Source organism: Amphritea atlantica, assembly GCF_900111095.1.
Lineage (GTDB): Bacteria > Pseudomonadota > Gammaproteobacteria > Pseudomonadales > Balneatricaceae > Amphritea > Amphritea atlantica.
In genome coordinates, this window is sequence record NZ_FOGB01000003.1 from 49,826 (window position 1) to 75,712 (window position 25,887).

Sequence of the window (25,887 nt, forward strand, 5' to 3'; positions counted from 1 at the left end):
AAAGAAGATTAACGGAGGCTCAGAAGAGGTCCGTTAACCGCCTGATCATTGTGATAGGCAACCAAAAACATATTGCTTTATGAGGATATTATTATGCGTCAATTTGACCTGGCTCCACTCTACCGTTCCGCTATCGGCTTTGACCGTCTGGCTTCAATGATCGATAACGCCACCCGTAATGAACAAACTCAGAACGGCTATCCGCCCTATAACATTGAGCTGATCAGCGAGCACGCTTACCGGATTACGATGGCGATTGCTGGATTTGATAAGTCTGAAGTCTCAATCAACACTGAACAGGGTATGCTGACCGTTACCGGCAGCAAGAAGAGTGAAGAGACCGAACGTCAGTATCTGCATCAGGGAATCGCAGCCAGAGGCTTTGAGCGTAAATTCCAGCTGGCAGACCATGTCCGTGTAACCGAAGCCAGCATGGAAAATGGCCTGCTGCACGTCGATCTGGTACAGGAAATTCCGGAAGCAATGAAACCCCGCGCAATCACTATTAACTAAGAATTTTTATCGCCGCGTTACAGTTGCGGATAACCGGAAAACAGGGAGACATCACTCCCTGTTTTTGTTTTTCCGGCTCACTAAATGGATTACGCCCGGCATCTGAAAAGCTATTTTCAGCCACTTATCTCAGTCCGATAAAGGTCCGCCATCGTTTCATCAAAGCAGCAGAAGATTACCTCCTCCACGCCAACACGCTGATACAGCGAGGCAACAGTAGCAACAGCTATCGCCACAGCAGCGGCTTTAGGGTAGCCATAAATACCACAGCTGATCGCGGGAAAAGCGATACGCTTAATCGCCTTCGCCGGACAGAGCTTCAGACACTCACGATAACAGGAGGCCAGTAACTGCGCCTCCCCCCTCTCCCCGCCTTGCCAGATAGGGCCTACGGTATGAATGACATAGCCCGCGGGCAGGTGATACCCCTGGGTTATACGCGCCTCACCGGTTGGACATCCGCCAATGGCGCGACACTCATCCAGCAACTGTGGACCGGCAGCCCGATGTATAGCGCCATCAACCCCACCACCGCCAAGCAAGGTGCTGTTGGCTGCGTTAACAATCGCATCAACCTTGAGTTGGGTAATATCGGCTGTTTCAATCCGGATCACCGCTACCCTCCTCAATCCGTATCGTCTGATAAATCCAGCACTGCACTGCATCACTCCAGTAGTCCGCGGGCAATCCCGCCTTAAGGCGTAGCTGTCGAACAAACTGCTCAGGCTGGGTCAGTTGCTCCCAGACCGAGGGGAGAAATGTCGCCCGTCGTCCCTCTGCCTCAAACAGCAGACCATCGATGCCGGGACGAAGCGTTGCCAGCAGATCCGCCTCACAACTGACAGGCAGAGGCTGCATCGGTGTCAGCACTGATATCTCATACTCCAGCTGCTGCCGCTCAGACTCCGACACCGGCTCAAATCGCTGATCGCGAAAGGCCGCCAGATAACTGTTACGCAACACCGCATCAGCCAGAGCGCCATTGGCCTCCAGATTACCGATACAGCCGCGCAACTGACCATCAATCTTCAGGGTCACAAAACAGGCTCTGGGTCTCTCCAGTTCAGAGGGGATCAGATATCCCGCAGGACGCTCCGGCTCAAGTCCTGCAATCCCCCTTACAACGGCATGCCGCGCCAGCTGGACTAACAACCGCTGTTCATCCTGACTGTAACTCTCAGTAAAAGGCATAGGATGAATACCCCACCACGCGACTTTTATCACCGGCTGTATCACCTGAATTACAGTAGCCCAGCAACTCAGCCTTCAGCCCCGCAGACTGTGCGTAGCGTAAAAAACCGTTGAGAGCATAACATCCGCACGCCTGCTGCGGTGTTATCTGGCTATCCAGCTGAGCGATCTGCTGCTGGGTTGCCCGATCTAGCTGACAGGCTTCGCTATAGGGATGAAAATGACTCAGATCACTACTGATCACCAGCAGAGTTCCCGGCATTTCAAGCACCTGTGCAACCAGGGCAGATACCGCTGCTGAGGGCGTCTGCCCTACCAGCACCGGCAGAATACGATAGCGGCCATCCAGCAACTGTAAAAAGGGTAACTGAACCTCCAGACAGTGTTCCTGAGCATGGGCCTGATCATTGACGCTCACCCACCCCTCACGCACCAGCTCATCACTAAGAATGTTGTCGATCTGAATCTGCCCTAAAGGGGTTTGCCACAGCCCCGCATCCATAACCGCCATCCCCTGCAGCGGCACTCTGTGGGCTGGCCCCAGGAGCACTATCCGGGTAATCGAATCCAGATAGGGGCGGATCAGATTATAGGCCTTTGCCGCGATCCCCCCGGAATAGACCAGCCCGGCATGGGGCACCTGAATAGCCACCGGTAGTCGCCCCTGCTGCGGATTATCGGCGAGCAACTGGCTGACCTGTAAAGCAAGTTCATCAGGATTATCCGGGTAGAACATACCAGCAACAGCAGACTGCTTAATTCTCATATCGACCGCCCCTTACCTATTGCAACGCCCTAAGTATAGGCCATCAGCCCCAATGCAATCAGTCAATCCGCACCATCCAACCCACTACTGGTGCTCTTTTGAATAACGCGCTGAAAGCAGTGGCTAGATCGCTTTGAAAGCAGTGGCTAGATCGCGGCTTCGCCGCTGGCTAGTGGTTAGAACGTCGCTTCGCGACTCGCTAGAAAAAGCAAAGAAAAACAGCAGTAGCTACGATAATACAAAGCGAGCATTAACGCCGCCATAAACGGCGCGAGCTTGCGAGTGTCCGGCGACCGCAGGGAGCGAGGCTGGCTGGCTGGCCTGGTTATAACGAATTTTAGATTGCCTCATAATCTTTGATGCCAAATAAATGCGTTAGCAGCATAAAGTAATTTAGCAGTAACGTAGCTACAACTACACCACCAAATACCCCAATGATAATTGCTGCTATTTTAGCTTGAACATTTAGCATGGACTGGTAATAAACGTATGAAAGAACCAATGCCATTGCTAATGAATAAAATAAAACGATTGGCCCTATAGAGCCTAAACTGACCAGCTTGAAAACTACGCACAGCACTATTGGAATAGCATAAACAACAGCTGTGATTGATATAGTTTTCTTAGTCGATGTTTGCATATTCTTTATGAGTTAGTCGTGGTAGAGCGCCCCGTTACCGAGACGACCCCACACAGATCCGGACGTGCGGAACTACCGCATCCGGCTCTTCAATAATATCCTTGCCCGTGTAAAACACAGACCCTCAGTACCAGTCCACGGCTATCAATCTTTTACTCACTCGCATGGGCTGGATTCCAAAATATCTTAACATCTCTTTCATCCCTGACCACGTGTAACTTTTCCGACCACTTCGCCGGTTTAACCAGATATACAGACTGTTGAGTATGAGGCAAGAAAATAAATCTGTCCCCTTTTTCACGACTATCGCCCATTAAGCGCGCATAACCTTGTTCCAATCAATACTATGCCCAGCCGCTTCAAGTTCACGCGCCAATGCCTGTTTCCAGCCAGCATTACTATCCATTGTCTCCCAAACGACACCCGCAAAATCACTAGGAATTTCCAGCGCACCGCGTTTGAGAGCACATACTTTATCTCGGCCCAAACGGCCAATGAAGTAACCAAGCTCCAGTAATACATTTTGCCTAGCCCGCGGCTCTGGCGTTCCTCCCTTTACACAACCCTCATCATCAGGCGTGAGGAGAACTACCGCAAACCCAACATCGCTGTTTGCAACAACCTTTTCAATAATAGTTCTTCCTTGATTGGCCTGTTCATGGAGAATGACGGCCTCTAACCCAATGCGTTCAAGAAAGCGGGCTACTGTTTCCCGAGCACCATCATCGTGGCCGTGAACGATAAATACCTTGCGTGAGAATGGCGACTTCAACACAGTTTCTGTACTCCCCTTCGACTGGACATAATTCTTGTAATCACGAACAAAGGGTATGATGAGCTGACCAGTAAGCGCATGGATTCCAGCAATGATTTTTCGCCCAGAATAGAAAAAATGATGGCTGAAGTTAGTAGCATAACTTGGGTCGTTGGCTAACTTTTCGATAAGAAGCAACGTTAATCCCATCGTTTTCTTATGGTCATCAGGCCATGCAAGCTGGGCACTACCAACCATGCCACCCCCAGTTTTTTCGCTTTCTGCGATAAAAGTATCGAGATCCACTTCTTTCGTTAGTTCTTCGTTGTACAGTTCAAGATCGGCATTCCGCAATAATTGGGCGAGTTTTTTCAATGGGCGCTCATATGTCTGCAACTGCGAATTCTGTAGGTCAAGAACAGCGTTGTTAATTTCTCCGAAAATATCTTGGGCCATCATTAATCCTCGTCAGACTGTAATCTAGCCTCAGCAGCTTTTTGGAGAATATTTTCTCTATAGCGCTCTTTCATTTGCTCAGCGAGGGACTCAACAATGGGATTGTCAACGTACGGTTCAACACGGTTATCAATCATTCGGTTAACTGACTGGATAGCAGCTTCAATACTCACAGGTTCGTGAGGATCAAAGTTCACAACGCCCAACTCGCCATCCAGTTCATTTAACGCTTGCTCTGCCTGTTTTAGTTCTTTTTGTAGCTTATCTAGGCCGGTTATTTTAAGCATGGCTCCCTCCTGTTTATGACGTGGCAGTGCTTTTTTCGCTATGGTGTTCCCCACAAAAAGTAGACAGTTATTTAGGCCGCTAACGCAGCCTGTTCTTCGAACACAACCGGACTTAGGTTGTCATTCGCCGAATGTCGTCTTTTGCGGTTATAAAATATTTCAATGTATTCAAAAATACCCGCCCTGGCATCCTGAACGCTGCTGTAGTTCTTCGCGTAGATAAGCTCTACTTTCAACCGACTAAAAAAGGATTCCATCGGCGCATTATCCCAACAATTACCCTTTCGACTCATACTTAACTCTAGCCCGTTTGAACGCGCAAAGTCGATATATTTCTGAGCTCGGTATTGCGTGCCGCGATCTGAGTGAAGAACTAAACCCGGTTTTACTTTTCGCCTCATAAGAGCATCCTTTAGCGCCGTCGTGACCAACGTTTCCGTCATCGACTTATCCAGCGACCAACCTACTATTCTGCGTGAATAAAGATCCATTACCGTTGCTAAATACAACCATTGATTCTCAACCCAGATATAAGTGATGTCCGTTGTCCACTTTTCGTTCGGCGCTTGCGCTTTAAAGTTTCGCCAAAGTAAATTGTCCGAAACGTTCAGCATCGTCAGACTGTGATGACGATAATTGAAGCCTTTACCGTTCCTTGCCTTGATATCAGCGGCTTTCATGATACTTGCAACATAATTCACTGAACACGAATAACCCAGCTCGGTAAGCTCCCTGGCGATACGACGCGCACCGTAGCGCGCTTCAAACTCCTCAAACGTTTCTTTTATTCTGGCACCCATTTGCTGACGACGGACTGAGCGCGGACTCGGCCCTCTATGACGCCAACGTGAATAACCACTACGACTAACACGCATGGTCCGACACATTAACGATACAGAGTATTGGCCTTCAAACTCGCGAATGATTGCGTATCTTACGTTTGGTTTTTCGCAAAATACGCAGCTGCCTTTTTTAAGAACTCCATCTCCTCTTGTAGGCGTTTATTTTCGCGACGCAGACGACGAAGCTCTTCACTTTCCTGCTTGGAGTAATCCACACCGTCAACCGCGTTAAACTGCTTATCCGACAAACGAGTGAATTGGCGCTTCCAGTTGGCGATTTGTTGGGAGCTGATGCCCAGTTCTTGAGCGACTTGTGCCTGGGTGACGCCAGGTTTTTCAGAACGTTTGACCGCCTCTCGGCGAAACTCTTCAGTATATGATTGGGTCTTTTTACGTGCCATGTAAGCACCTCCACTTTCAACTAATTATAGCTATAGAAAGTGTCTACAAGTTGTGGGGCACTCGGATACATAACGCCTGGGGCAGGTGCGCCATCGGCGTCACCTGGACCCACTTGTTATACGACTACAGCACTGTCATAAGCTTGTTAACAATTGGATCGAAATATTGTGCTGCTTCTCTTGCCCTTGTGATATGAGCACCATTCAATCCGTCTCTGGATGTACAATCAAACACAGGCTTCTTGGCCTCCAGTGAATAGGGAACCAGACTGTGAAGGTTCGGAATTTGACCGAGATTCCAATTATCATCTCCCCAATCGTGTACTTGCCCAAGTGGGTCGAGAATATTAATTATGTTTTCTCTTACTGAGCTTTCGACTTGATCTCCGAAGATAGACCACCCGCGCGTCATACCTTCAGCATTTCTTCTGATGTTGTGCTGCTGCATAACATAGCCAAGAAATGTAGGTTGACCTTGAGGTAACTCAATATCGCTATTTGCTGCCCCATTACATTGATCCCACTCTCTCCTCCAAACTGAGAGTTTTGCTCCTAGATTTTTTGTGCCTCTTATTGAGAACAAATCTGGAGACATCGGGATAATGAAATAATCACTGGCAGCCAGAACAGCACGATTCAATGCGCCAAGATTTGGCCCCAAATCTAACATTACAACATCAGCATTCACTTGCTCAGCTGCCCATTTTATATATCGATAAATAGCAGATTGAACACGTAATGCGGGAGCATTTCCACCTTTAGCACTACTCCATGTGTCACCAAGAGAATCTTCATAATTACTTAAGAGAACATCTCCAGGGACAATGTGTAAATTTGGGTACTCAGATGAAACTGAAGAAGGGCGCCTTTGGCGGATATCTCCTAAACCTTCATAAACTCTTTCGATTGCATTCCAAATGCTGTTTCCCCGATCAGAGCGCCAGCTTCTTTCAAGCTCAGAGTCGCTGAGGGAATATGCTGACAAATTGCATTGGCTATCTAAATCTACAACAAGGACATTCTTTCCTTGCTTCTCTAATAAATGGGCAATGTGGTACATATAGGTAGTTTTACCAACACCACCCTTGTTGTTAAAAATACTAATTATCTTCAATGTTGACTCCTATGTTGAAGATTGATTGCCGTATAACATTTTAATACTACCCCTGCGCATATGCATGCCAGGCCGAATTCATTAAAGGCAAGGTAACTATCAGATAATAAAGAGGAAAAAACTGACATCGCAATCTCCTTTAAGACAAAAACGAGAATGCGCAGTTGCATTCCGGACCCGGCGTAGTATTCCGCCAGCGTTTCAACCTATCCCTTTGTTCTCAGACGTTTTGCTAATTCATCAGGCAGCAAAACGAGCCTTTATCTAACGATAATCTGAGCATAACCGCAAGCAAAATAAAAGAATAACCGAAGCCCCTAACCGTTCTGAATCTTTGCTTTTTCTAGATCGCGGCTTCGTCGCTGGCTAGTGGTTAGAACGTCGCTTCGCAACTCGCTGGAAAAACAAAGAAAGCAGCAGCTCTCTTCATTAATCAACATAAAGTGGACATCCCATCTGACATACCTTTCAAACTAAACCCGAAATCTTCTTCTCCATTTTTCACAACGCTGTTCGTCACGTTCTTCATATTGTTGGATAGCTGAAGTCAGATCCAGAGAGAAGCTTTTCTCATCATCAGTGCCCAAAGCGGTTAATAGCATTGTGTACCATGCGGTTATTCCTCCAGGGGGTGGTGATTCAAAGCGAGGGAATACCGGGTCTCCTGCTCGATTAGTCAACCAGTCGTTCGCAAGTGAAGGGTTCAAAATCATTGCTCGTGCAATACCAACTATATCAACACTACCACTAGCCAGTGCATCAAGCGCATCCGCACGTTTCTTAAATCCGCCTGTAGCAACCAGGGGTACACTGGTAACCAGCTGTGCTTTCTGGCAAAAATCAACAAAATACGGGCCTTCTGATGAGCTATCAGAACTGGATGCTGCACCAGGAAAATAGGTACCGCCACTAAACTCGATTAAATCAACTGATGTTTTATCCAGAATTCGAAGGGCTTCTAATGAGTCTTCCTGTGTTAAGCCACCTTCCAACTGATCTGAAGAGTTAATCTTAATTCCAATGGGGAATGACGGACCTACTACATCTCGGATTTTGTTAATTATCTCAACAACGATACGACACCTGGCCTCAATGGATCCGCCATATTGATCACTCCGTCGATTAAATAATGGAGATAAAAATTGGCTCAGCAGGAAACCATGACCAGCATGAACCTGAACACCAGTAAACCCGGCCTCTTTAGCTAACTCAGCAGCTTTTATATAGAAATCAGGTAGTTTTTTAATGTCAGATACACTCATTCCTGCGCATTGCAGGCCTCCGAGATTTAGAGCAGAGGGGCCTTTAGGTTGGCTGATCAGGGGGTATGACAATGCACCACCGTGGCCAATCTGAGGCCAAATGTGAGCTTTTTCTATCGAGGCTCTTCTTGCCAGAGAGGATAGTTTCACCAGATCGGAGTTTTTACCCAGAACCAGATTTCCTGGCTTTTCAGGAAAACGTGGATCCCCCTGAACTTCACCGATAATTGATAATGCCGCGCCACCTTCAGCCCATCTTTCATAAAGCCGTATCTGAGCCTCTGTTGGGTCGCCCTCTCCATCAGCAAGGGAGTCGGACATGGCAGATTTTATGATTCTGTTTTTTAGAATTGCTCCACAAGGTAGTTCCAGAGGGTAACTCAGATTCTGGCTATTGTTCTCTCGTCGGTTCATAGAGTCTTCTCCAATGCAAAGCCCAAGGCTCTTTCGGGATGGTGTTCTGGTTAGTAACAAACGGTTTGAAGACATTATTCTCAATATTTTATAAACTAAAAACAGGCTATTACCACATACACTATTAAAAATATTTTAATAATGAACACATCAGATCTGAGCTTATTCATTCGAATTGCCGAAACTGGCAGTATTACCGAGTCAGCCAAACAGCTTGGCATAACGACAGCTGCTGCAAGTTCAGCGCTAAAGCGGTTGGAGAGGCAGCTTGATATACAGCTCTTTATAAGAACCACCAGACAGTTGAGGATCACTACCCAAGGAGAAAAATTTCTTTATCATTGCCGCAGGGCATTGGAGTCTTTAGAGCAGGGTCAGGTTTCCGCACATGAAACGATGGAAAATGTTACCGGAGAACTGAGGTTTTCAGCGCCATCCGACCTGGGTCGTAACCTGCTATTTCACTGGGTAAACGAGATGATGGATATTTATCCATCTCTATCCATTGATCTGAATGTTAGTGATTCCCTCTCCAACTTCTTTCTAGACCAGGTTGATGTTGCCCTGAGATACGGAAAGCCCGAAGACTCCTCAATGGTGGCTTTCCATATAGCAACGATAAAAAGAATCACCTGTGCCGCACCTTCCTATTTAGAAAATAATGGTACACCCTCTCATCCAAACGAATTAAGTAAGCATAACTGCCTGCTATACAGACTGAATGGACGTCTGTTTAATGACTGGGAGTATCAAAAGAAATCAGAAAATGTCAGGGTAAAAGTCGGGAGTAATCGGATAAGTAATGACACAGATATAGTCAGACGGTGGGTAGTCGAAGGAAAAGGGATCGCATACAGGTCTTTACTGGATATCTCTTCGGATCTTGATAAAGGGCGATTAGTGCAACTTTTCGATGACTTTGAATCACCACCAGCTGAGCTTTATTTACTATGCCCTGATAGAAAACAAGTTACTCCCGGAGTTATCGCATTTAGAGAAATGCTAAGAGAAAAATGTTCACAGATTCTTGAGGTTTAAAAATCTCAGACATATCCGCTTCTGGCTTACAAAGTGGGCATTAACGCTCCGCTAAACGGAGTCCTGTGGAGGACACGCGTTTTGTGGCCGTAACGAATTTAAGCGGTTTGTTATGAGTTTTTTGCTTTGGCATGGCGGTAATACCTGATTAAGACAAGTATAGGAATTAAGACTAACGACCAGCCCAATGACAATACAACGATAGATGGCCCAACTGAAAGCACACCGCCCGGAAGCTCAAGACTAAATACTAATGCTGTAGAAACGGATAAAGCCAAACAGACTAAAGCCATTCGAATAGGAGGCAGCGAAAACCATTCCGGTAGCCAAAGGCTAGATAGACTCCAAACCAATACGGCAGGAAGACTAGCTGTCCCTGCAATTACCAAATAAATGCCAACCAAAATTAGTACTTCCATCTTACCTCCTTCGCCGGAGATCACAGATACTCATAACGCCTCAAACACCGGGATTTTGCAAAGCGCAGCGAAGCAAAATATCCGAGTTAATTGGCCTTGTATGAGTTTCATTATTCCGGCAAAGCTGGCATTAGAAAATACACAGCGACCACTATTAAATAGCTTAACCACACAACGCTCCATTTTTTAACAGCAACCTGCTTTGGCCAATTGAGATAAAGCATTACGCAAGCAGCCAGCCCCACAATTATTGCCACATAGATTTCAGATAGATTAGCAAGGCTTTTACCACCACTTATAGTAAACGACTCAAGTTCATGTATTCGGCGATCGAATATCTTGAACTCTATTGGAAATCCAATACCACCAAGCAGCAGTAGGTTAAATGAGAATATTGCGAGCCCTGGGAATAGCAATATGTATCTCATAGACTTACGCCTAACGCCCAGCACAATTGGAGGAGCGCAGCGACGATCGATTGCTGCTTTTTGTTAGGCTACATATCAACAAGTTGAACTCCCCTGACAACCTTCACGTTTGAACTGCCTCTTGACGGTTCAAAAGTACTGGGGACTTTACAGCTGGTAGAAAAGTAATTTTCCGAGTTGGCTGCTACCCCTGATTGAACAATATAGTCACACTCAGCAACAAAAATAGGAGTTTGATCAAAAAGCTCAACTTCCAAAGAAACGCTTTCATAGTTCGCATTAGACGAGTTTTGAATTAAGCCGCTAACAATAACTTCAGTTTCAGATACTCCTTGAACTAATTTAGTGTTATTTATTGCGACACCTAAAACACTTGGCCCTTCGAGCCACACCCTAGAACTTTCATATGAGTCGTCTGGCGTAATAAAGTTATAGGTAAACCCAGTAACGATTAGGACCGCAACTGAAAAGCCTAAACCAAAAATAAAACCATGCAGTAATTTTTGAAACATTTGTATGCCGTCATTTTAATACTACGCCGGCGCATATGCATGCCGGGCTGAATTCATTAAAGGCAAGGTAACTATCAGATAATAAAGAGGAAAAATCGACATCGCGACCTCCTTTAAGACAAAAACGAGAATGCGCAGTTGCATTCCGGACCCGGCGTACTATCCCGCCAGCGTTTCAACCTATCCCTTTGTTTTTCTGATGTTTTGCTAATGATGCCAGCAGCAAAACGAGCCTTCTCTAACGATTAAACGAGCATAACCGCTGCGATATACAAAATAAACTGTTTAGACATACAAATTACGTACTGTTTTTGGTAGAGCTGGATAGTTGATACTCTGAGGATTCTTTCTTTGCTCTTTCGCGCGACGAGCAAGTCACGTTCTTTGTGACGTTCGAACAACGAGCTACGGCTTTTAATCTTTTTCTAGCGAGTCGCGAAGCGACGTTCTAACCACTAGCCAGCGGCGAAGCCGCGATCTAGCCACTGCTTTCAAAGCGATCTAGCCACTGTATCTTTATTATAAAGAATACTCATGTAAAAACTGCCGCACTTCAGCGACCTGTTTCAGCAGTCGCATCTCCTGCAGCATCGGCATCGCTTCGGGGTATTCACGGGACATCATCTTCAGCCACTGCTTGATCCGGCCGTGGACATATTTAGGTGCCAGTTGCTGTTCAACCAGCTCAAGGAACTGACGCAATAATAGCTGCATCTCAGCCCAGCTCAGGTGGTCCGGGTCATCGCCCCGTTGCAGCGCTTTAATCCGTAAACCCAGATCAGGTGCTGCCACTAAGCCACGCCCAATCATCACATCATCACAGCCGCTCACCTCGCGACAGCGCTGGTAGTCCTGCCAGTTCCACACTTCACCGTTAGCCGTCACCGGTATAGAGATATGCTCTCTGATACGGGCGATCCACTCCCAGTGGGCCGGAGGCCGGTAACCTTCCTCTTTGGTCCGGGCATGTACCGTGAGACCATTGGCGCCGGCATCGGCAATCGCCGCGGCGTTTTCCATAGCAAGGGTCTTATCCCGATACCCCAGCCGCATCTTTGCGGTCACCGGGATATGGTCAGGCACCGCCTGGCGTACCCACCAGACGATCTTGTGCACCAGCTCAGGCTCGTTCAGCAGAATGGCGCCCCCCTTACTCTTATTGACCGTTTTAGCCGGGCAACCAAAGTTAAGGTCAATGCCGCGGGCACCGATACTCACCGCTTTACGGGCATTACCGGCTAAGATCTGCGGATCACTGCCCAACAGCTGCAGAATCACCGGCGTGCCTGAACTGGTATTGCTGTCATTAAACAACTCAGGGCAGGTTTTACGAAAGACCTTTGCCGGCAGCACCCGCTCAGACACGCGGACAAACTCCGTGACGCACTGGTCGATCCCACCAATACGGGTCAGCATCTCCCGCATCGGCGCATCGACAACACCTTCCATCGGAGCAAGTACTATCTTCAATCCAGTTCCCAGCCTATTATTCTGTTATGCGTACATTCATCTCTATAGAGCCACCGATAGCGGTGCGACACGCGATACGGCGCTGCTGCCCACAGCTAAAAAACCTGCGGTTACTGCCTGTAGAGCAACTTCATCTGACCCTGCTGTTTCTCGGCGAACAACCCCACACTATCTGCGATTCTGTTAGCCGGGCCGTCGAACAACTGACGTTGCAGCCGTTCACTATACGTCTCAGAGGTATCGGCCAGTTCCGCTCGACAGTGATCTGGCTTGGGGTTGAGTTCTCTCAACCACTTCAGCAATTGCAGCAGACTATCAGCCTCTCTCTGCAACACCAGGGCATCTCCTTTGAAGCGCGACGTTTTCACCCCCACCTGACCCTCGGACGAAGTCTCAAACCGCTCACACCGCCAGAAGTAAAATGTTTCAGCGAGGCACTTCAGGGGCAAGAGTTTAGTTTTACTTTATCATCTATCTTATTGAAAGAAAGCAAACTTCACGCTGCCGGCGCGATACATAGCACGCTGATTGAGTGGCCCTGCGAGTGACATAAAAATGCCCGCACCGATGGTAATCGGGCGGGCATCCCTGCAACCAGAACCGCTCAGATAGCAGCCAGCCCAAGCAACAGATCCCGCTTAATATCTTCAATCGACTCAAGGCCAACAGAGAGACGAATCAGGTTCTCTTTGATCCCCGCCTCCGCTTTCGCTTCAGGACTCATACGACCATGCGTTGTTGTTCCCGGATGGGTGATGGTGCTCTTCACATCCCCCAGATTACCGGTAATTGAGATCATCTGAGTGGCATCGATAAAACGCCAGGCTGCCTCTTTATCGCCGCTGACTTCAAACGACAGAACCCCACCAAAGGCCCGCTGCTGTTTTTTAGCCAGCGCGTGTTGAGGGTGTTCCTCCAGGCCGGAGTAATAAACCTTATCGATACCAGCTTGTTGCTTCAGCCATAAAGCCAGCGCCAGGGCATTGGCACTGTGAGCCATCATTCTCAGCTCAAGGGTTTCCAGTCCTTTCATAAAGACCCAGGCATTAAACGGGCTGAGACAGGTCCCACCGGTACGAATAAAGCCGTAGACCTCTTCCATCTCTTTATCGCGACCGACAACCACACCGCCGACACAGCGTCCCTGACCATCCAGGTATTTAGTTGCTGAGTGTACAACGATGTCAGCACCCTGCTTCAGCGGCTGCTGTAGCGCCGGGGTACAGAAACAGTTATCGACCACCACCAGCGCATCATTGTCATGGGCCAGCTTAGAAACCGCCTCGATATCACCCAGTTCCGCCAGAGGATTGGAGGGCGTCTCCAGGAAAAACATCCGCGTCGCTGGCGTAATCGCGTCTGCCCAGGCGTTGATATCGGTTGGATCAACGTAGGTTACGCTGATACCGGTGCGACTGAGATACTTATCAAACAGTGAAACAATTGAACCAAAGACACTGCGGGAACAGAGAACATGATCGCCCTGTTTCAGCAGAGACAGACAGGTACTCAGGATTGCTGCCATCCCTGATGACGCCGCTATCGCACGCTCACCGCCTTCAAGCGCCGCCATACGGCGCTCAAATGCCTGAACGGTAGGGTTGGTGAAACGGGAATAGATATTCCCCTCCTCCTCGCCACCAAAGCGGGCTGCCGCTTCTCTGGCGCTGGAATAGACAAAACTGGAGGTCGGATAGATCGCATCATTATGCTCTCCCTCACCACTCCGGTATTGCCCGGCACGGACAGCGAGCGTACTGAATTCATAGTCAGCATCTTCAAACTGAATCCGTTCTGGACGTTCAAAACTGGACCTGGACATCAGCCATGTTCCTATAATTAATAAGCCGCCGGTTAAGGCGGCCTATGATAAATTTGTGTTTATTGCCCTAGGGCAATCATAACAAGATTACCTGATCAGCTAATGGTCGCGTGCAGATCGGCATTCTGATTGGTTGATGACTTCTTGTCGCCACCTTTAGCAACATCGTTACGCTCAGCGTCGATACGATTGAGATAAGCTTCATCGATATCGCCGGTAATGTATTTACCGTCAAATACAGAAGCATCAAACCCAGTCACTGAGCTGTTGCCCGCCAACAGACAATCTTTCAGGTCATCCAGATCCTGATACAGCATCCAGTCTGCCCCGATCTCGACGCCCACTTCATCGTCGGTACGACCATGGGCAATCAGCTCTGACGCTGACGGCATATCGATACCGTAAACATTCGGGTAGCGTACCGCTGGTGCCGCCGAAGCAAAGTAAACTTTCTTAGCACCCATCTCGCGGGCCATCTGAACGATCTGCTGGGAGGTGGTCCCACGGACGATGGAATCATCCACCAGCATCACTACCCGGTCTTTAAACTCAAGTTCGATCGGGTTGAGTTTACGGCGAACAGACTTTGTCCGCTGAGTCTGCCCTGGCATGATAAAGGTTCTGCCGATATAACGGTTTTTGATAAAACCTTCGCGGAACTTAACGTTAAGATGGTGAGCCATCTCCAGCGCCGCTGTACGGCTGGTATCCGGGATGGGAATGATCACGTCAATATCGTGTTCAGGACGCTCCCGCATCACCTTCTCAGCCAGCTTAACTCCCATCCGCATACGGGACTTGTAGACGTTAACTTCGTCAATAATGGAGTCTGGGCGAGACAGATAAACATATTCAAACAGGCAGGGATGCAACTGCGGGTTCTCTGCACACTGCATAGTATGAACCTCGCCATCCTGCGTGATAAAGATCGCTTCACCGGGCGCCACATCACGGATCAGGGTAAAACCGGAAATATCCAGTGCTACAGACTCAGATGCCACCATGTATTCTGTGCCGGCGTCAGTTTCACGCATACCATAAACCAGAGGACGGATACCGTGGGGATCACGGAATGCAACGATGCCATATCCGGTGATCACCGAAACCACCGCATATCCGCCGCGAACCCGTTTATGCACTGACTTAATCGCAGTAAAGATATCATCCGCAGTGGGAATGAGCTTACCGATCTTTTGCAGCTCATGGGCCATAATATTCAGCAACACCTCAGAGTCAGAGGTGGTGTTGATATGGCGCAGGTTTTCTTTGCGCATCTGCTCACGCAGCTCGGCAGTGTTAGTCAGATTGCCATTGTGTGCCAGCGCGATACCGTAAGGTGCGTTAACATAGAACGGCTGCGCTTCAGCGGAACTGGAGCTACCTGCGGTAGGGTAACGTACATGACCGATCCCCACATTGCCCATTAAGCGTTTCATATGACGGGTACGGAACACTTCGTTCACCAGACCGTTATCTTTACGCATAAAGAATCGATCTGCTTCACATGTCACCATACCAGCGGCATCCTGGCCACGGTGCTGCAGCACTGTCAATGCATCAAAAATCGTCTGATTCACATTACTTTTGGCTACGATGCCAACTATACCGCACATTAAGGCTACCTCAGGTATTAAGTTAGTTACAGCAAGTATAAATGATAATTGGGTTTAACTATTCCGTCCGCTGAGATTCCAGATCATCTGACCGATATCAGCAGCAGTTTCCCGGGTCCAGGATTCCATCAGCAAAAAATGGGGAATCAGTGTCGATTCCGCCCACCAGCTATCTTCGGTTACCGGCGAACGCACCAGCAACGCAGTAATAACGATCACAATAAGGCCGCCTCTGACCACACCAAAACCGATGCCAAGCACCCGGTCAGTACCACTCAGACCGGTTGCCTGAACCAGCATATTGATCAGATTATTAATAACGGCGCCAACCATCAGGGTGGCAATAAACAGCAAAATGAAAGCTGCACCTATGCGCAGCGAGGGGGTCTGCAGGAGATTATCCAGCAGGGTACTCAATGAGGGGGCAAATAACCGGGCAACGATGAATGCAGCTACCCAGGTGACCAGCGACAGCGCTTCTTTCATAAAGCCGCCGCGCAGGCTGTATAAACCGGAAATTGTAATGATGCCGATAATTGCCCAATCGGCCCAGTTGAGTGTCATACTAATTATCTACTTCAGGATCTGAATAAGGGGCGAATTCTACCAGAGCTGTCAGCTGAACCCAACGTTTATCGTGTCGTGAAACGGACTATAATACCGTCCAGACCGAACTCTTTCTGAATATCACTCTGCAACTCTGTTAGCCGGGTTTTCTGAATATCAGGTCCGACAAACACTCTTACCAGATCCCCTGTCTTACGGATATACACCTTATATCCGGCATTTAACAGTCGGGTGCGCAGCCCTTTAGCGTTATCTTCATCCTTAAAACTCGCCAGTTGCAGGCTCCATGCAACCGGAACCCCTTGCTGATCAAGGGCTGGCGGATCGTCCCGTTCCTCAATAACAGGCTTCTGCTTAGCCACCTCATCAGCAACCTTCTGCGGCATCACGGCTACGGTAACCGGCTCAGCGGGAGCCGCCGGAGCAGAGCTATCCGGCAACGGTTGATTCTCAGGCGTAATGACGACCAGTTGCGGCTCAACCGGTGGCGGCGGTATTGCGCTTTCAAGCTGGCGTTCCCGATAGCCTGCGCCATCAAAAAAGATGGGCAGAAGAATTGCTGCGGCCACAATCAGAATAGCACCGCCTGCCAGCCGCTGTTTAAAGCCATCATTCACTGTTTTTACCATCCATATTCAGTGCAACTAATGCATCACTCACTGTCAAGAAAGAGCCAGCAATGACCACCCGGTCAGCAGCCGCCACCTCACCCCTCACCCCTTCCAGGGCATCGGCAACAGTATCATAGGTCGCCTGCAGAGTAACGGCTACCCCCAGAGCTGTCAGTTTGTCAGACAGCACCTGGGCTGACTGACCCCGGACTCCTTTCAGGCTTACCAGATACCACTGATCAATCACTGGACACAGCAGTGCCAGCACCTGATCGATATCCTTATCAGCCAACATTCCCAATACCATCATAGTGCGCCCAGCGACAGGCTTATCCCGCAACTGACCTGCCAGATACTCCGCCGCTTCGGGATTGTGAGCAACATCAAGAATATAATCGGTATCAGCGACACAGATCTGCTGCATCCTGCCGGTCAGGGAAGCCCTGGCGAGACTCGCTTTGAGCTGCTCTGCCCCGGGCAACAGGCCAAGTATATTCAACACCTGAATAACCGTTGCGGCATTCGCTTTAGGCAGGGTCATATCCGGTAAACCCGAGATCGTCAGGATATTCCCCCCCGGTTCCTCACCCTGCCAGACCCAGCTATCCCGGTCGGTTTGAGACCAGTTAAAGTCACGGCCCCGACAATACAGCGGCGCGCCTATCTGATCGGCATAGTTAAGCAACTTCTGCGGCGGCTGCGGATCGCCACATACCGCTGGACGCCCAGCGCGATAGATCCCCGCTTTCTCATAACCGATCTGCTCCCGGTCATCTCCCAGCCAATCGATATGATCGAGCGAAACCGTCGTCACCACCGAAAGATCTGCATCGACAATATTGATCGCATCAAGCCGGCCACCCAGACCCACCTCAAGCAACACAACATCGGGCTTTTCGGTAGCAAACAGATGCAGCGCAGCCAACGTATTATATTCAAAATAGGTCAGTCTGACGTCGCCGCGAACCTGCTCTATCGCTTCGAATGCCCGCATGATCAGTGCATCACTGACCGGCACTCCGGCAAGCCTGATCCGTTCGTTGTAGCGCAGAAAATGAGGGGAGGTAAAACCCCCCACCGTCTTACCCTGATCACGAAGCACCTGATCCAGCATAGCAATAGTGGACCCTTTCCCGTTGGTCCCCCCGACAACAATCTTAAGGCAGGCGCTGAGATCAAGATCCATCCGCTGATAGACAATACGCAAGCGATCAAGCCCCAGCTCAATCAGATCGACCGGATGACTGTTTTCAATCCATTCGAGCCATTCAGGCAGGGTCTTAAAGTGTGCAGCAGACATAATGATGTTTATCCCAGACAATAAAAAGGCCGCCAGAGTAACTGCAGCGGCCTTATCGTAGCGTTTCGATCAGACGGAAGCGGCAACCGTATCAGACTCAGGCTGAGACACAGCAGGCAACCCCTGCATCATCCGCAGCAAGGAGGAGAGACGATCGCGCAACTGGCCCCGGGATATGATCATATCGATCTGCCCATGCTCCAGCAAAAACTCACTGCGCTGAAACCCTTCTGGCAGTTTTTCACGTACGGTCTGTTCGATAACCCGTGGTCCGGCGAAACCAACCAGAGCCCCCGGCTCACCCACATTCAGATCACCCAACATCGCCAGCGAAGCTGAAACCCCACCATAAACCGGATCGGTCAGTACTGAGATATAGGGCACACCTGCCTGCTTCAGACGTTCCAGTGCCGCACTGGTTTTAGCCATCTGCATCAGGGAAAACAGCGCTTCCTGCATCCGGGCACCACCACTGGCGGAGAAGCAGATCATCGGAATCCCCTCTTCCAGGGCGATGTTTGCCGCACGCACAAAACGCTCACCAACAACCGCGCCCATTGAGCCACCCATAAACTTAAACTCATAGGCGACTGCAACCACAGGAAGACCTTTGACCTCACCGCGCATAGCGATCAGCGCATCTTTCTCGCCGGTTTCTTTCTGCGCCGCCACCAGGCGGTCTTTATATTTCTTGGTATCCCGGAACTTCAGGTGATCGACCGGCTCTACTTCAGCACCAATCTCACGGGTTGTGCCCTCATCAAGAAAAGCGTTCAGACGTACCCGTGCCGTCAGCCGCATGTGATGATCACACTTAGGACAGACATTCAGGTTTTTTTCCAGCTCCGGACGATACAGAACGGACTCGCACTTCGGACACTTTTTCCAAAGTCCTTCAGGAATATTGGTTCGCTTCTTCTCGGAACGAACCAGAGAGGGAACGATTTTATCCAGCCAGTTACTCATTATTACTCCAGCTGCTGCCTGTGGCAGCCCTTATTTATCCATTGCCTGACGCATGCTTGCAGTAATCGCTGCAACTGCCCCAGGGATCTGTTCCTGATTGCCTGCCAGTTCGGCAATCTTATTAACCAGTACGCTACCGACGATAACACCATCGGCGACTTCCGAAATTGCCCGGGCTGACGCATCATCACGGATACCGAAACCCACACCAACCGGCATATCGGTATGCCTGCGAATGATCTCCAGTTTGTCAGCAACTTCGGCAACATTCAGCGACGCCGAACCGGTCACCCCTTTAACCGATACATAGTAGACATAACCACTACCCGCTGCACAGATCTGCTTAATCCGCGCCTCCTCTGTGGTTGGCGCCAGCAGATAGATCACGTCAATATCAGACGCCTTCATCAGTTGATTAAACTCTCCCGCCTCCTCAGGCGGGAGATCAACCGTCAGAACACCATCCAGGCCGACCGCTTTGGCTTTATCTGCAAACGCAGAGTAGCCCATCACCTCAATCGGATTGAGATAGCCCATCAACACCACCGGCGTGGTCTGGTTGGTTTTACGGAACTCAGCGACCATATCCAGCACATCGACCAGACGTGTACCATGCAGCAAGGCACGTTCACAGGCCAACTGAATAACCGGGCCATCCGCCATCGGGTCAGAGAAAGGAATACCCAGCTCAATAATATCTGCTCCGGATTCAACCAGTGCATGCATTAGCGGCAGAGTTACTTTAGGTTCAGGGTCACCCGCTGTCACATAAGGGATCAGCGCTTTGCGGCCCTGGCTTTTCAGATTATTAAAACACTCAGTAATACGACTCATCTTAATCTTCACTCAGTCAGGGCTTAAAAGTTAATACCGTCAATTTCTGCAACGGTATGGATATCCTTGTCGCCCCGTCCTGACAGGTTAACCAGAATAATCTGATCCTTGCCCATCGTTGGCGCCATTTTCATCGCCTCAGCCACAGCGTGACTGGATTCCAGTGCCGGCATAATGCCCTCGGTCAGGGTCAGATGACGGAACGCATGCAATGCTTCATCATCGTTAATCGCCGTATATTCTGCCCTGCCGATCTCTTGCAGGTAAGAATGCTCAGGCCCTACGCCAGGATAGTCGAGACCCGCTGAAACAGAGTGAGTACCAATAACCTGACCACCCTCATCGGACATCAGACAGGTACGGTTACCATGCAGTACACCCGGTCGGCAATGGGAACTCAACGGTGCCGCATGCTGACCGGTTTCGATCCCATAACCGCCCGCTTCCACACCGATCATGCGCACATCTGCATCTTCGATGAACGGATGAAACAGACCGATGGCATTAGAACCACCACCCACACAGGCAACCAGTGCATCCGGAAGTTTGCCTGTCTGTGCCAGACACTGTTGCCGGGCCTCACGACCAATAATGGACTGAAAGTCACGTACCAGCTTTGGATACGGGTGCGGACCAGCAGCGGTACCAATAATATAAAAGGTATTATCGACATTGGTCACCCAGTCCCGCATCGCTTCGTTCATCGCATCCTTCAGCGTTCGGGTACCGGACGTAACAGAGACAACTTCAGCCCCCAGTAGTTTCATCCGGTAAACGTTCAGTGCCTGTCGACGAATATCCTCTTCGCCCATATACACTGTACATTCAAGCCCCAGCCGGGCAGCAACTGTTGCCGTCGCTACACCGTGCTGTCCTGCACCGGTTTCTGCGCTCACCCGTGGCTTACCTGTAAACTTAGCTAACAGAGCCTGCCCAATGGTGTTATTCACCTTGTGTGCACCGGTATGGTTCAGGTCTTCACGTTTCAGGTAGATCTGCGCACCGCCCAGCTCACGGGAAAGACGTTCCGCGTGGTACAACGGTGATGGCCGGCCTACATAGTGGGCAAGATCGTGATCAAACTCCGCCTGAAACTGTGGATCCCGCCAAAGCTTTTCGTAGGTCTGTTCTAGCTGCTGAAGTGCAGCCATCAGGGTTTCAGACACATAACGGCCCCCAAACTGGCCGAAATGACCACCTGCATCGGGCATCTGCTTTGCGATCGCGAGATCTTCTTTAGTTGGCACGAGCTACCTCATTCATAAAGGATGTTATTTTTTCACAGTCTTTCAGGCCTTTAGCCGCTTCAACCCCGCCACTGACATCAACAGCATAGGGTTTCACCCGGCGTATAGCCTGCACTACATTGCTCTGATCGAGTCCACCTGCCAGAATCAGCGGCTTATCGATATCAGATGGGATGCGCTCCCAGTCAAACGCTTCACCGGTACCACCAGGAACACCGGGACGGTATGCATCCAGCAGTATCCCCCGGGCCAGCGAAAAGCGTTTAGTTTCAGCCACTACATCAATATCCGGAGACATCCGCAGGGCTTTAAAATAGGGTCGGTCGAACTGAGCACAGTATTCAGGGGACTCATCACCATGAAATTGCAACAGATCGATGCCCGTCTGAGCCATAATTGTCTGCACCTGGTCAACCGATGCATTAACAAACAGGGCTACCGTCGTTACGAATGGCGGCAGCTGTTTGATAATCGCCTCGGCAACCGCAGGCTCAACGAACCTCGGGCTGGGCGCATAGAAGACAAAACCCAGCGCATCAGCGCCAGAGTCTACCGCAGCAAGCGCATCTTCCAGCCGGGTAATTCCACAGATTTTTACGCGGGTTCGCATCACTTGGATCAGACTATTCAGAAAGAGACCAATAGTAACAGATAGCAGGCCCTGAGGTTAACCGTTTTGCATCAGGAAATAGGGCCCCAGCTCTGATTTTGGCAACTCATACTGGTCGGGATATTTCACATCGACAAAATAAAGCCCGTAGGGTGGAGCAGTAACCCCTCCCTGAGTACGATCGCGAGCGTCAAGCACCTGTTGAGCCCATACAGGTTCCGCCTCACCAGCACCAATCTTCATCAGCACTCCGGCAAAATTGCGAATCATGTGATGCAGAAAAGCATTGGCCCGCACATCGATCACAATCAGCTCACCGGCACGGTAGATGTCCATCGCCCTGACCTCCCGCACCGGGCTTTTCGCCTGACAGCCAATGGCCCGATAGGAGGTGAAATCGTGCTCCCCGATAAGATAATCAGCCGCCGCCTGCATCCGTGACATGTCCAGCTGTTTATGGGTCCAGGTCACACCCCGACTTAACAATCCCGGCTTTACGGGCGCCGAATAGATCAGATAGCGATAGCGCCGCTCCAGCGCTGAAAACCGGGCATGAAAACTATCATCAACCCGTTTAGCCCAACGGATAGCAATATCATCCGGGAGTTTGGTATTGGTTCCCATCACCCATGCCCGCTCGGGGCGCTCAGCAACGGTGTCAAAATGGATAATCTGATAAGTGCCGCTGACGCAGGCATCGGTGCGCCCCGCACAGATCACCTTAACCGGCTCATTAGCTATCGCAGATAACGCTTGCTCTACCGTTTCCTGAATCGATGGAACATCTTTTTCCTTCTGCGTTTGCCAGCCACGGTAGGCTGCCCCGGCATACTCAACACAGAGAGCATAGCGTTTGGTTTGCGGTAAGTCAGGAGCTAAACTTTCCGCCTCAGCAAGCCCGTCCTCAGACCCAGCTTGCTCAGAATATTCTGATTTCAGCCCCGCCGGGGCCTGTTCATAAGAAAGGGCGACCGAAGTCGCCCCTTGCTGAAGTTTTAACTGGGTTTTATCCCGTGACATAGCAGATTTTATCTCAACATTTATCGAATCAGGCCTGATGCAGAAAGCACCAGGCCCGTGGTTATCAGCTTAATGAACTTAACAGGCTATTGGCTTCTGCACGCTGCGCCTCGCTACCCTCTCGCAGAATCTCTTCGAGGATATCCTTAGCACCATCCAGATCTTCCATATCGATATAAGCTCGCGCCAGATCAAGCTTGGTCTCAACCTCGTCTGCACCCTCAAGAAGGTTCAGTCCTTCTAACGAGTCATCCTCAGCTTCTTCGCTCACATCCAGGCTAAGCTCATCGGTACCGGCATCGCTTAGCAGCATCTCAAGTTCAGAGTCGAGCTCAGCATCCAGGTCATGACTGAGAGTTGAATCATCTTCTGCCTGAGGAGCCTCAAACTCTTCCTCATCCAGCACAATTTCATCATCTTCAGCACTATCAAGCAGCGCCTGAAGGTCATCGTCCAGATCGGCATCGCTATCAACAACATCCAGCTCTTCGACATCGGCTTCATCGACACCGGCAAGCAATTCATCCAGCTCAGAATCGGCAGTCTCATCCTCAGCGATCGCTTCACTCTCTTCGCCATTTAACAGAGCGTCAAGATCGTCAAACTCATCTTCGACTGGCTCTTCAGCCATCTGTTCGATCGCCTCATCCTCTTCAGAGACGGTATCATCAGCAACATCAAGATTGAAATCCAGATCCAGATCATCGTCCGGTTCTTCAACCGGTTCTGGCTCTTCAGCAACATCGGCTGTCGGCTGAATATCAAACTCAAGATCAGCAACATCTTCCTCAGGCTCTGGCGCTATAGCGTCATCAGCACCGGCCAGCAGATCTTCAAGGCTATCAGCTTCAGGTTCCTCAGGCTCTTCAACCAGCGCGGCAAGATCATCGTCAGCATCTGACTGGTCTAGATCATCGAGATCAAACGACTCGCTCTCTTCTCCCAGAATAGAGTCAAGGGCATCGTCAACCTCTTCACCAGCATCAACCTCTTCATCAACAGAATCAGGTCCTGGAGGCTCGCCAAAGTCCTCATCAAATCCGAGATCAAACTCCTGATCATCCAGATCCGTTGCAGTCTCAGCCTCACCAACCTTTTCCAGATCCATATCCAGATCGAGATCAAGCTCATCAAGATCCTCTTCTTCAGCGGCAACCGCTACTGTCTCCTGCTCCACCTCGGGCGCTGGAATTACAGTAACATCCTCATCGACAGCAGTCTCTGGGGTTTCAGCAGCGATCGCTTGCCCCGGAACAACGGACTCCGACGACTCCTCTTTATTTCCCCGACGCATAAACAGCAGTGCCAGCAGGAAAGCAATCAAAGCACCGCCAGCTGCACCGATGTAAAGTCCAAACTCCTCCAGTAAGCTTTTAGGCTTAGCCTGGGAGTCTGCAGCGGGAGCAACCTGACTGGCTACCGGCTGTTTCTTCGCAGATTCAAGCTCCGCCTGAAGGTCAGCTAACTGCTGATCCTTCAGCTCCAGCAATCGTTGCAGACTTTCCATCTGCTGCGCAAGCGCATCCACACGGCCGGTCAGTTCGTCATTTTCGCGTTGAATCTGATCAACGCTTTCCAATGCTGACGCCAGCTCAGTTTCCAGTTGTTTGTTTTTTTCCAGCAGGGCAGCATCAGCTTGACTCAAATCGGTGTCGGCCGCCTGATCTGATACCGTATTGGTGTCAGCCTGGGTATCAGGTGAGACAATCTTCAGTTGCCCCTGGGCCGACTTGGCTGCAACCTCCTCACCCTTTTTTCCGGATGCAGCTGCCTTATCCGCACCATCAGTGCTATCCATATTCTTCGGCTGGGCAGCCGGGGTGATCCCCTGCTTCCACATCTGCGTCTGACGCCAGAACTCTTCATTCGCCTGTTTCTGATTCAGCGCCTGAACCTCTTCCAGCGAAGGAAGGTCCATAACAACACCGGCTTTCAGCTGGTTAACGTTGTTATTGCGAAAGGCATCCGGGTTTTTACGCTGTAACGCCAGCATCATCTGTGCTTCAGATACAGAGTTGCTGGGCTTATGCTTTTTGGCGATATCCCACAATGTGTCATTCACATCCACATACACCTGACCATCGGTCATACGGGTGCGGATATTATTCACCGGCTGCTGTGGCGCCATCGGCTTTACAGCAACGGGCGCGGGAGAGCTGGCAGCCGAGGAACGTGCTGGCTGTACGGCCGTAGGAGCCGGGGTTGGATCGTAGACCGGCGGATCCAGTAGTACAGTATATTCACGCACCAGACGACCGCTGGGCCAGTTAACCTCTACCAGAAAGTTGAGAAAAGGTTCTTTCACCGGCGCCGATGAGGTGAGAATAATAGTTCCCCGACCAGCAGAGCCCGGCTTCACCTCAAATTTAACATCGGAGAGGAAACGCAACTTCTCTATGCCGGCCAGAGCAAACTCATCAACATTGGCCATTCTGGGTTGTATCTGTTGCGGATCAACGGAGCGCATCTGCAACAGCTGTATCTCTGCCTGCAGGGGTTCATTCAACGCTGATGTTATTCTGATTTCACCGAGACCAAGCGCATTTGCATTTGAGGTTCCTAGTGCACCTGCAATTGCCAAACTTAGGGCTAATTTGCGCAGCATATTTTCGCTTCCTTAATTTCCCCGGGTCCTGAATTCAACAAAAATCGTCAATATTCAGAAAGTTACGTATCCAGTTTTAATGGCCAAAGTATTCATTAAAACCCATGTTTAATCAACAACCCTGATCGGCCATAAACAGCTAAACTTCAGTATTTAAAACCGTTCTGAGTAAAAAGCTGATCACC

At 49.8% G+C, this 25,887-nt stretch carries 28 protein-coding genes; 3 read left to right on the forward strand and 25 right to left on the reverse strand.

Going from position 1 to position 25,887, the window contains the following annotated elements; all coding sequences use genetic code 11:
* The first annotated feature begins 93 nt into the window (after window positions 1-93).
* Window positions 94-513, forward strand: coding sequence for an Hsp20 family protein (locus BMY09_RS06115; protein ID WP_091355404.1), 420 nt, complete (start codon window positions 94-96; stop codon window positions 511-513).
* A 116-nt stretch (window positions 514-629) separates the two neighbouring features.
* On the opposite strand, the gene BMY09_RS06120 is transcribed toward BMY09_RS06115, so the two are convergent.
* From BMY09_RS06120 to BMY09_RS06165, 10 genes are all read right to left on the reverse strand, one after another.
* Window positions 630-1,127, reverse strand: a complete 498-nt coding sequence (locus BMY09_RS06120; protein WP_245756514.1) for an O-acetyl-ADP-ribose deacetylase — start codon at window positions 1,125-1,127, stop codon at window positions 630-632.
* A complete protein-coding gene (gene amrA / locus BMY09_RS06125; RefSeq protein ID WP_091355409.1) occupies window positions 1,114-1,704 on the reverse strand; it encodes an AmmeMemoRadiSam system protein A in 591 nt (196 codons plus the stop codon). Before amrA ends, BMY09_RS06120 begins: the two co-directional genes overlap by 14 nt.
* The gene (gene amrB / locus BMY09_RS06130) at window positions 1,691-2,470 is read right to left on the reverse strand and encodes an AmmeMemoRadiSam system protein B (RefSeq protein WP_091355411.1); all 780 of its coding nucleotides are present in this window, start codon (window positions 2,468-2,470) and stop codon (window positions 1,691-1,693) included. The genes amrA and amrB overlap by 14 nt, the downstream gene beginning before the upstream one ends.
* A gap of 337 nt (window positions 2,471-2,807) precedes the next feature.
* Window positions 2,808-3,110: a hypothetical protein gene (locus BMY09_RS06135; RefSeq protein ID WP_091355414.1), complete on the reverse strand. Its 303-nt coding sequence runs from the start codon at window positions 3,108-3,110 to the stop codon at window positions 2,808-2,810.
* A gap of 313 nt (window positions 3,111-3,423) precedes the next feature.
* Entirely contained in the window at window positions 3,424-4,320 is an 897-nt protein-coding gene (locus BMY09_RS06140; protein ID WP_091356226.1) for a TIR domain-containing protein, read from the reverse strand.
* A gap of 2 nt (window positions 4,321-4,322) precedes the next feature.
* Window positions 4,323-4,607, reverse strand: a complete 285-nt coding sequence (locus BMY09_RS06145; RefSeq protein ID WP_091355416.1) for a hypothetical protein — start codon at window positions 4,605-4,607, stop codon at window positions 4,323-4,325.
* A 71-nt stretch (window positions 4,608-4,678) separates the two neighbouring features.
* Window positions 4,679-5,533 (reverse strand): IS3 family transposase, encoded by an 855-nt coding sequence (locus BMY09_RS06150; protein WP_338024150.1) that lies wholly within the window; start codon window positions 5,531-5,533, stop codon window positions 4,679-4,681.
* A gap of 8 nt (window positions 5,534-5,541) precedes the next feature.
* Window positions 5,542-5,850, reverse strand: coding sequence for a transposase (locus BMY09_RS06155; protein WP_217647399.1), 309 nt, complete (start codon window positions 5,848-5,850; stop codon window positions 5,542-5,544).
* A 124-nt stretch (window positions 5,851-5,974) separates the two neighbouring features.
* Window positions 5,975-6,964 carry a ParA family protein gene (locus BMY09_RS06160; protein ID WP_091355420.1) on the reverse strand — a complete coding sequence of 330 codons (990 nt, stop codon included), beginning with the start codon at window positions 6,962-6,964 and terminating at the stop codon, window positions 5,975-5,977.
* 473 nt (window positions 6,965-7,437) lie between these two features.
* Window positions 7,438-8,640: an NADH:flavin oxidoreductase/NADH oxidase family protein gene (locus tag BMY09_RS06165; protein WP_091355423.1), complete on the reverse strand. Its 1,203-nt coding sequence runs from the start codon at window positions 8,638-8,640 to the stop codon at window positions 7,438-7,440.
* A 141-nt stretch (window positions 8,641-8,781) separates the two neighbouring features.
* On the opposite strand from BMY09_RS06165, the gene BMY09_RS06170 reads away from it, so the two are divergent.
* Window positions 8,782-9,678: a LysR family transcriptional regulator gene (locus BMY09_RS06170; RefSeq protein ID WP_091355424.1), complete on the forward strand. Its 897-nt coding sequence runs from the start codon at window positions 8,782-8,784 to the stop codon at window positions 9,676-9,678.
* A gap of 110 nt (window positions 9,679-9,788) precedes the next feature.
* Here BMY09_RS06170 and BMY09_RS22005 read toward each other — a convergent pair whose 3' ends face one another.
* From BMY09_RS22005 to BMY09_RS06185, 4 genes are all read right to left on the reverse strand, one after another.
* Window positions 9,789-10,097, reverse strand: coding sequence for a hypothetical protein (locus BMY09_RS22005; RefSeq protein WP_139203140.1), 309 nt, complete (start codon window positions 10,095-10,097; stop codon window positions 9,789-9,791).
* Window positions 10,098-10,207: 110 nt separating this feature from the next.
* Window positions 10,208-10,525: a hypothetical protein gene (locus BMY09_RS06175; RefSeq protein ID WP_091355427.1), complete on the reverse strand. Its 318-nt coding sequence runs from the start codon at window positions 10,523-10,525 to the stop codon at window positions 10,208-10,210.
* A gap of 68 nt (window positions 10,526-10,593) precedes the next feature.
* Window positions 10,594-11,037: a hypothetical protein gene (locus tag BMY09_RS06180; protein WP_091355428.1), complete on the reverse strand. Its 444-nt coding sequence runs from the start codon at window positions 11,035-11,037 to the stop codon at window positions 10,594-10,596.
* Between the two features lie 519 nt (window positions 11,038-11,556).
* Window positions 11,557-12,507, reverse strand: coding sequence for a tRNA dihydrouridine synthase (locus BMY09_RS06185; protein WP_175483455.1), 951 nt, complete (start codon window positions 12,505-12,507; stop codon window positions 11,557-11,559).
* Between the two features lie 26 nt (window positions 12,508-12,533).
* Between BMY09_RS06185 and thpR the strand changes: the two genes are divergently transcribed.
* Window positions 12,534-13,055, forward strand: coding sequence for an RNA 2',3'-cyclic phosphodiesterase (gene thpR / locus BMY09_RS06190; RefSeq protein ID WP_091355434.1), 522 nt, complete (start codon window positions 12,534-12,536; stop codon window positions 13,053-13,055).
* 56 nt (window positions 13,056-13,111) lie between these two features.
* Here thpR and BMY09_RS06195 read toward each other — a convergent pair whose 3' ends face one another.
* The 11 genes from BMY09_RS06195 to BMY09_RS06245 all read right to left on the reverse strand — a co-directional run bounded on the left by BMY09_RS06195 (window position 13,112) and on the right by BMY09_RS06245 (window position 25,702).
* The gene (locus BMY09_RS06195) at window positions 13,112-14,329 is read right to left on the reverse strand and encodes an O-succinylhomoserine sulfhydrylase (protein ID WP_091355435.1); all 1,218 of its coding nucleotides are present in this window, start codon (window positions 14,327-14,329) and stop codon (window positions 13,112-13,114) included.
* A 95-nt stretch (window positions 14,330-14,424) separates the two neighbouring features.
* On the reverse strand, window positions 14,425-15,942 hold the full coding sequence (gene purF, locus BMY09_RS06200) for an amidophosphoribosyltransferase (RefSeq protein WP_091355438.1): 1,518 nt from the start codon (window positions 15,940-15,942) through the stop codon (window positions 14,425-14,427).
* Between the two features lie 54 nt (window positions 15,943-15,996).
* A complete protein-coding gene (locus BMY09_RS06205) occupies window positions 15,997-16,506 on the reverse strand; it encodes a CvpA family protein (protein ID WP_091355441.1) in 510 nt (169 codons plus the stop codon).
* A gap of 68 nt (window positions 16,507-16,574) precedes the next feature.
* Window positions 16,575-17,126: an SPOR domain-containing protein gene (locus BMY09_RS06210; RefSeq protein ID WP_091356229.1), complete on the reverse strand. Its 552-nt coding sequence runs from the start codon at window positions 17,124-17,126 to the stop codon at window positions 16,575-16,577.
* On the reverse strand, window positions 17,119-18,420 hold the full coding sequence (folC, locus tag BMY09_RS06215; protein ID WP_091355444.1) for a bifunctional tetrahydrofolate synthase/dihydrofolate synthase: 1,302 nt from the start codon (window positions 18,418-18,420) through the stop codon (window positions 17,119-17,121). Before folC ends, BMY09_RS06210 begins: the two co-directional genes overlap by 8 nt.
* Before the next feature lie 69 nt (window positions 18,421-18,489).
* Complete coding sequence (gene accD / locus BMY09_RS06220) at window positions 18,490-19,386, reverse strand: acetyl-CoA carboxylase, carboxyltransferase subunit beta (RefSeq protein ID WP_091355446.1); 897 nt, start codon at window positions 19,384-19,386, stop codon at window positions 18,490-18,492.
* 30 nt (window positions 19,387-19,416) lie between these two features.
* Window positions 19,417-20,220: a tryptophan synthase subunit alpha gene (gene trpA, locus BMY09_RS06225; RefSeq protein ID WP_091355448.1), complete on the reverse strand. Its 804-nt coding sequence runs from the start codon at window positions 20,218-20,220 to the stop codon at window positions 19,417-19,419.
* A gap of 23 nt (window positions 20,221-20,243) precedes the next feature.
* Entirely contained in the window at window positions 20,244-21,431 is a 1,188-nt protein-coding gene (gene trpB / locus BMY09_RS06230) for a tryptophan synthase subunit beta (RefSeq protein WP_091356232.1), read from the reverse strand.
* Window positions 21,432-21,456: 25 nt separating this feature from the next.
* The gene (locus BMY09_RS06235; RefSeq protein WP_217647400.1) at window positions 21,457-22,077 is read right to left on the reverse strand and encodes a phosphoribosylanthranilate isomerase; all 621 of its coding nucleotides are present in this window, start codon (window positions 22,075-22,077) and stop codon (window positions 21,457-21,459) included.
* Window positions 22,078-22,134: 57 nt separating this feature from the next.
* Window positions 22,135-23,097 (reverse strand): tRNA pseudouridine(38-40) synthase TruA, encoded by a 963-nt coding sequence (gene truA / locus BMY09_RS06240; protein WP_091355453.1) that lies wholly within the window; start codon window positions 23,095-23,097, stop codon window positions 22,135-22,137.
* Window positions 23,098-23,161: 64 nt separating this feature from the next.
* Window positions 23,162-25,702, reverse strand: coding sequence for a FimV/HubP family polar landmark protein (locus tag BMY09_RS06245; protein WP_091355456.1), 2,541 nt, complete (start codon window positions 25,700-25,702; stop codon window positions 23,162-23,164).
* Window positions 25,703-25,887 lie beyond the last annotated feature (185 nt).

Bases quoted from the DNA above. Each gene is read 5' to 3' on its own strand.
- BMY09_RS06115 (WP_091355404.1), top strand. From the start codon at position 94: ATGCGTCAATTTGACCTGGCTCCACTCTACCGTTCCGCTATCGGCTTT.
- amrA (WP_091355409.1), bottom strand. From the start codon at position 1,704: ATGCCTTTTACTGAGAGTTACAGTCAGGATGAACAGCGGTTGTTAGTC.
- amrB (WP_091355411.1), bottom strand. From the start codon at position 2,470: ATGAGAATTAAGCAGTCTGCTGTTGCTGGTATGTTCTACCCGGATAAT.
- BMY09_RS06135 (WP_091355414.1), bottom strand. From the start codon at position 3,110: ATGCAAACATCGACTAAGAAAACTATATCAATCACAGCTGTTGTTTAT.
- BMY09_RS06140 (WP_091356226.1), bottom strand. From the start codon at position 4,320: ATGGCCCAAGATATTTTCGGAGAAATTAACAACGCTGTTCTTGACCTA.
- BMY09_RS06145 (WP_091355416.1), bottom strand. From the start codon at position 4,607: ATGCTTAAAATAACCGGCCTAGATAAGCTACAAAAAGAACTAAAACAG.
- BMY09_RS06155 (WP_217647399.1), bottom strand. From the start codon at position 5,850: ATGGCACGTAAAAAGACCCAATCATATACTGAAGAGTTTCGCCGAGAG.
- BMY09_RS06165 (WP_091355423.1), bottom strand. From the start codon at position 8,640: ATGAACCGACGAGAGAACAATAGCCAGAATCTGAGTTACCCTCTGGAA.
- BMY09_RS06170 (WP_091355424.1), top strand. From the start codon at position 8,782: ATGAACACATCAGATCTGAGCTTATTCATTCGAATTGCCGAAACTGGC.
- BMY09_RS22005 (WP_139203140.1), bottom strand. From the start codon at position 10,097: ATGGAAGTACTAATTTTGGTTGGCATTTATTTGGTAATTGCAGGGACA.
- BMY09_RS06175 (WP_091355427.1), bottom strand. From the start codon at position 10,525: ATGAGATACATATTGCTATTCCCAGGGCTCGCAATATTCTCATTTAAC.
- BMY09_RS06180 (WP_091355428.1), bottom strand. From the start codon at position 11,037: ATGTTTCAAAAATTACTGCATGGTTTTATTTTTGGTTTAGGCTTTTCA.
- thpR (WP_091355434.1), top strand. From the start codon at position 12,534: ATGCGTACATTCATCTCTATAGAGCCACCGATAGCGGTGCGACACGCG.
- BMY09_RS06195 (WP_091355435.1), bottom strand. From the start codon at position 14,329: ATGTCCAGGTCCAGTTTTGAACGTCCAGAACGGATTCAGTTTGAAGAT.
- purF (WP_091355438.1), bottom strand. From the start codon at position 15,942: ATGTGCGGTATAGTTGGCATCGTAGCCAAAAGTAATGTGAATCAGACG.
- BMY09_RS06205 (WP_091355441.1), bottom strand. From the start codon at position 16,506: ATGACACTCAACTGGGCCGATTGGGCAATTATCGGCATCATTACAATT.
- folC (WP_091355444.1), bottom strand. From the start codon at position 18,420: ATGTCTGCTGCACACTTTAAGACCCTGCCTGAATGGCTCGAATGGATT.
- accD (WP_091355446.1), bottom strand. From the start codon at position 19,386: ATGAGTAACTGGCTGGATAAAATCGTTCCCTCTCTGGTTCGTTCCGAG.
- trpA (WP_091355448.1), bottom strand. From the start codon at position 20,220: ATGAGTCGTATTACTGAGTGTTTTAATAATCTGAAAAGCCAGGGCCGC.
- trpB (WP_091356232.1), bottom strand. From the start codon at position 21,431: ATGCCCGATGCAGGTGGTCATTTCGGCCAGTTTGGGGGCCGTTATGTG.
- BMY09_RS06235 (WP_217647400.1), bottom strand. From the start codon at position 22,077: ATGCGAACCCGCGTAAAAATCTGTGGAATTACCCGGCTGGAAGATGCG.
- truA (WP_091355453.1), bottom strand. From the start codon at position 23,097: ATGTCACGGGATAAAACCCAGTTAAAACTTCAGCAAGGGGCGACTTCG.
- BMY09_RS06245 (WP_091355456.1), bottom strand. From the start codon at position 25,702: ATGCTGCGCAAATTAGCCCTAAGTTTGGCAATTGCAGGTGCACTAGGA.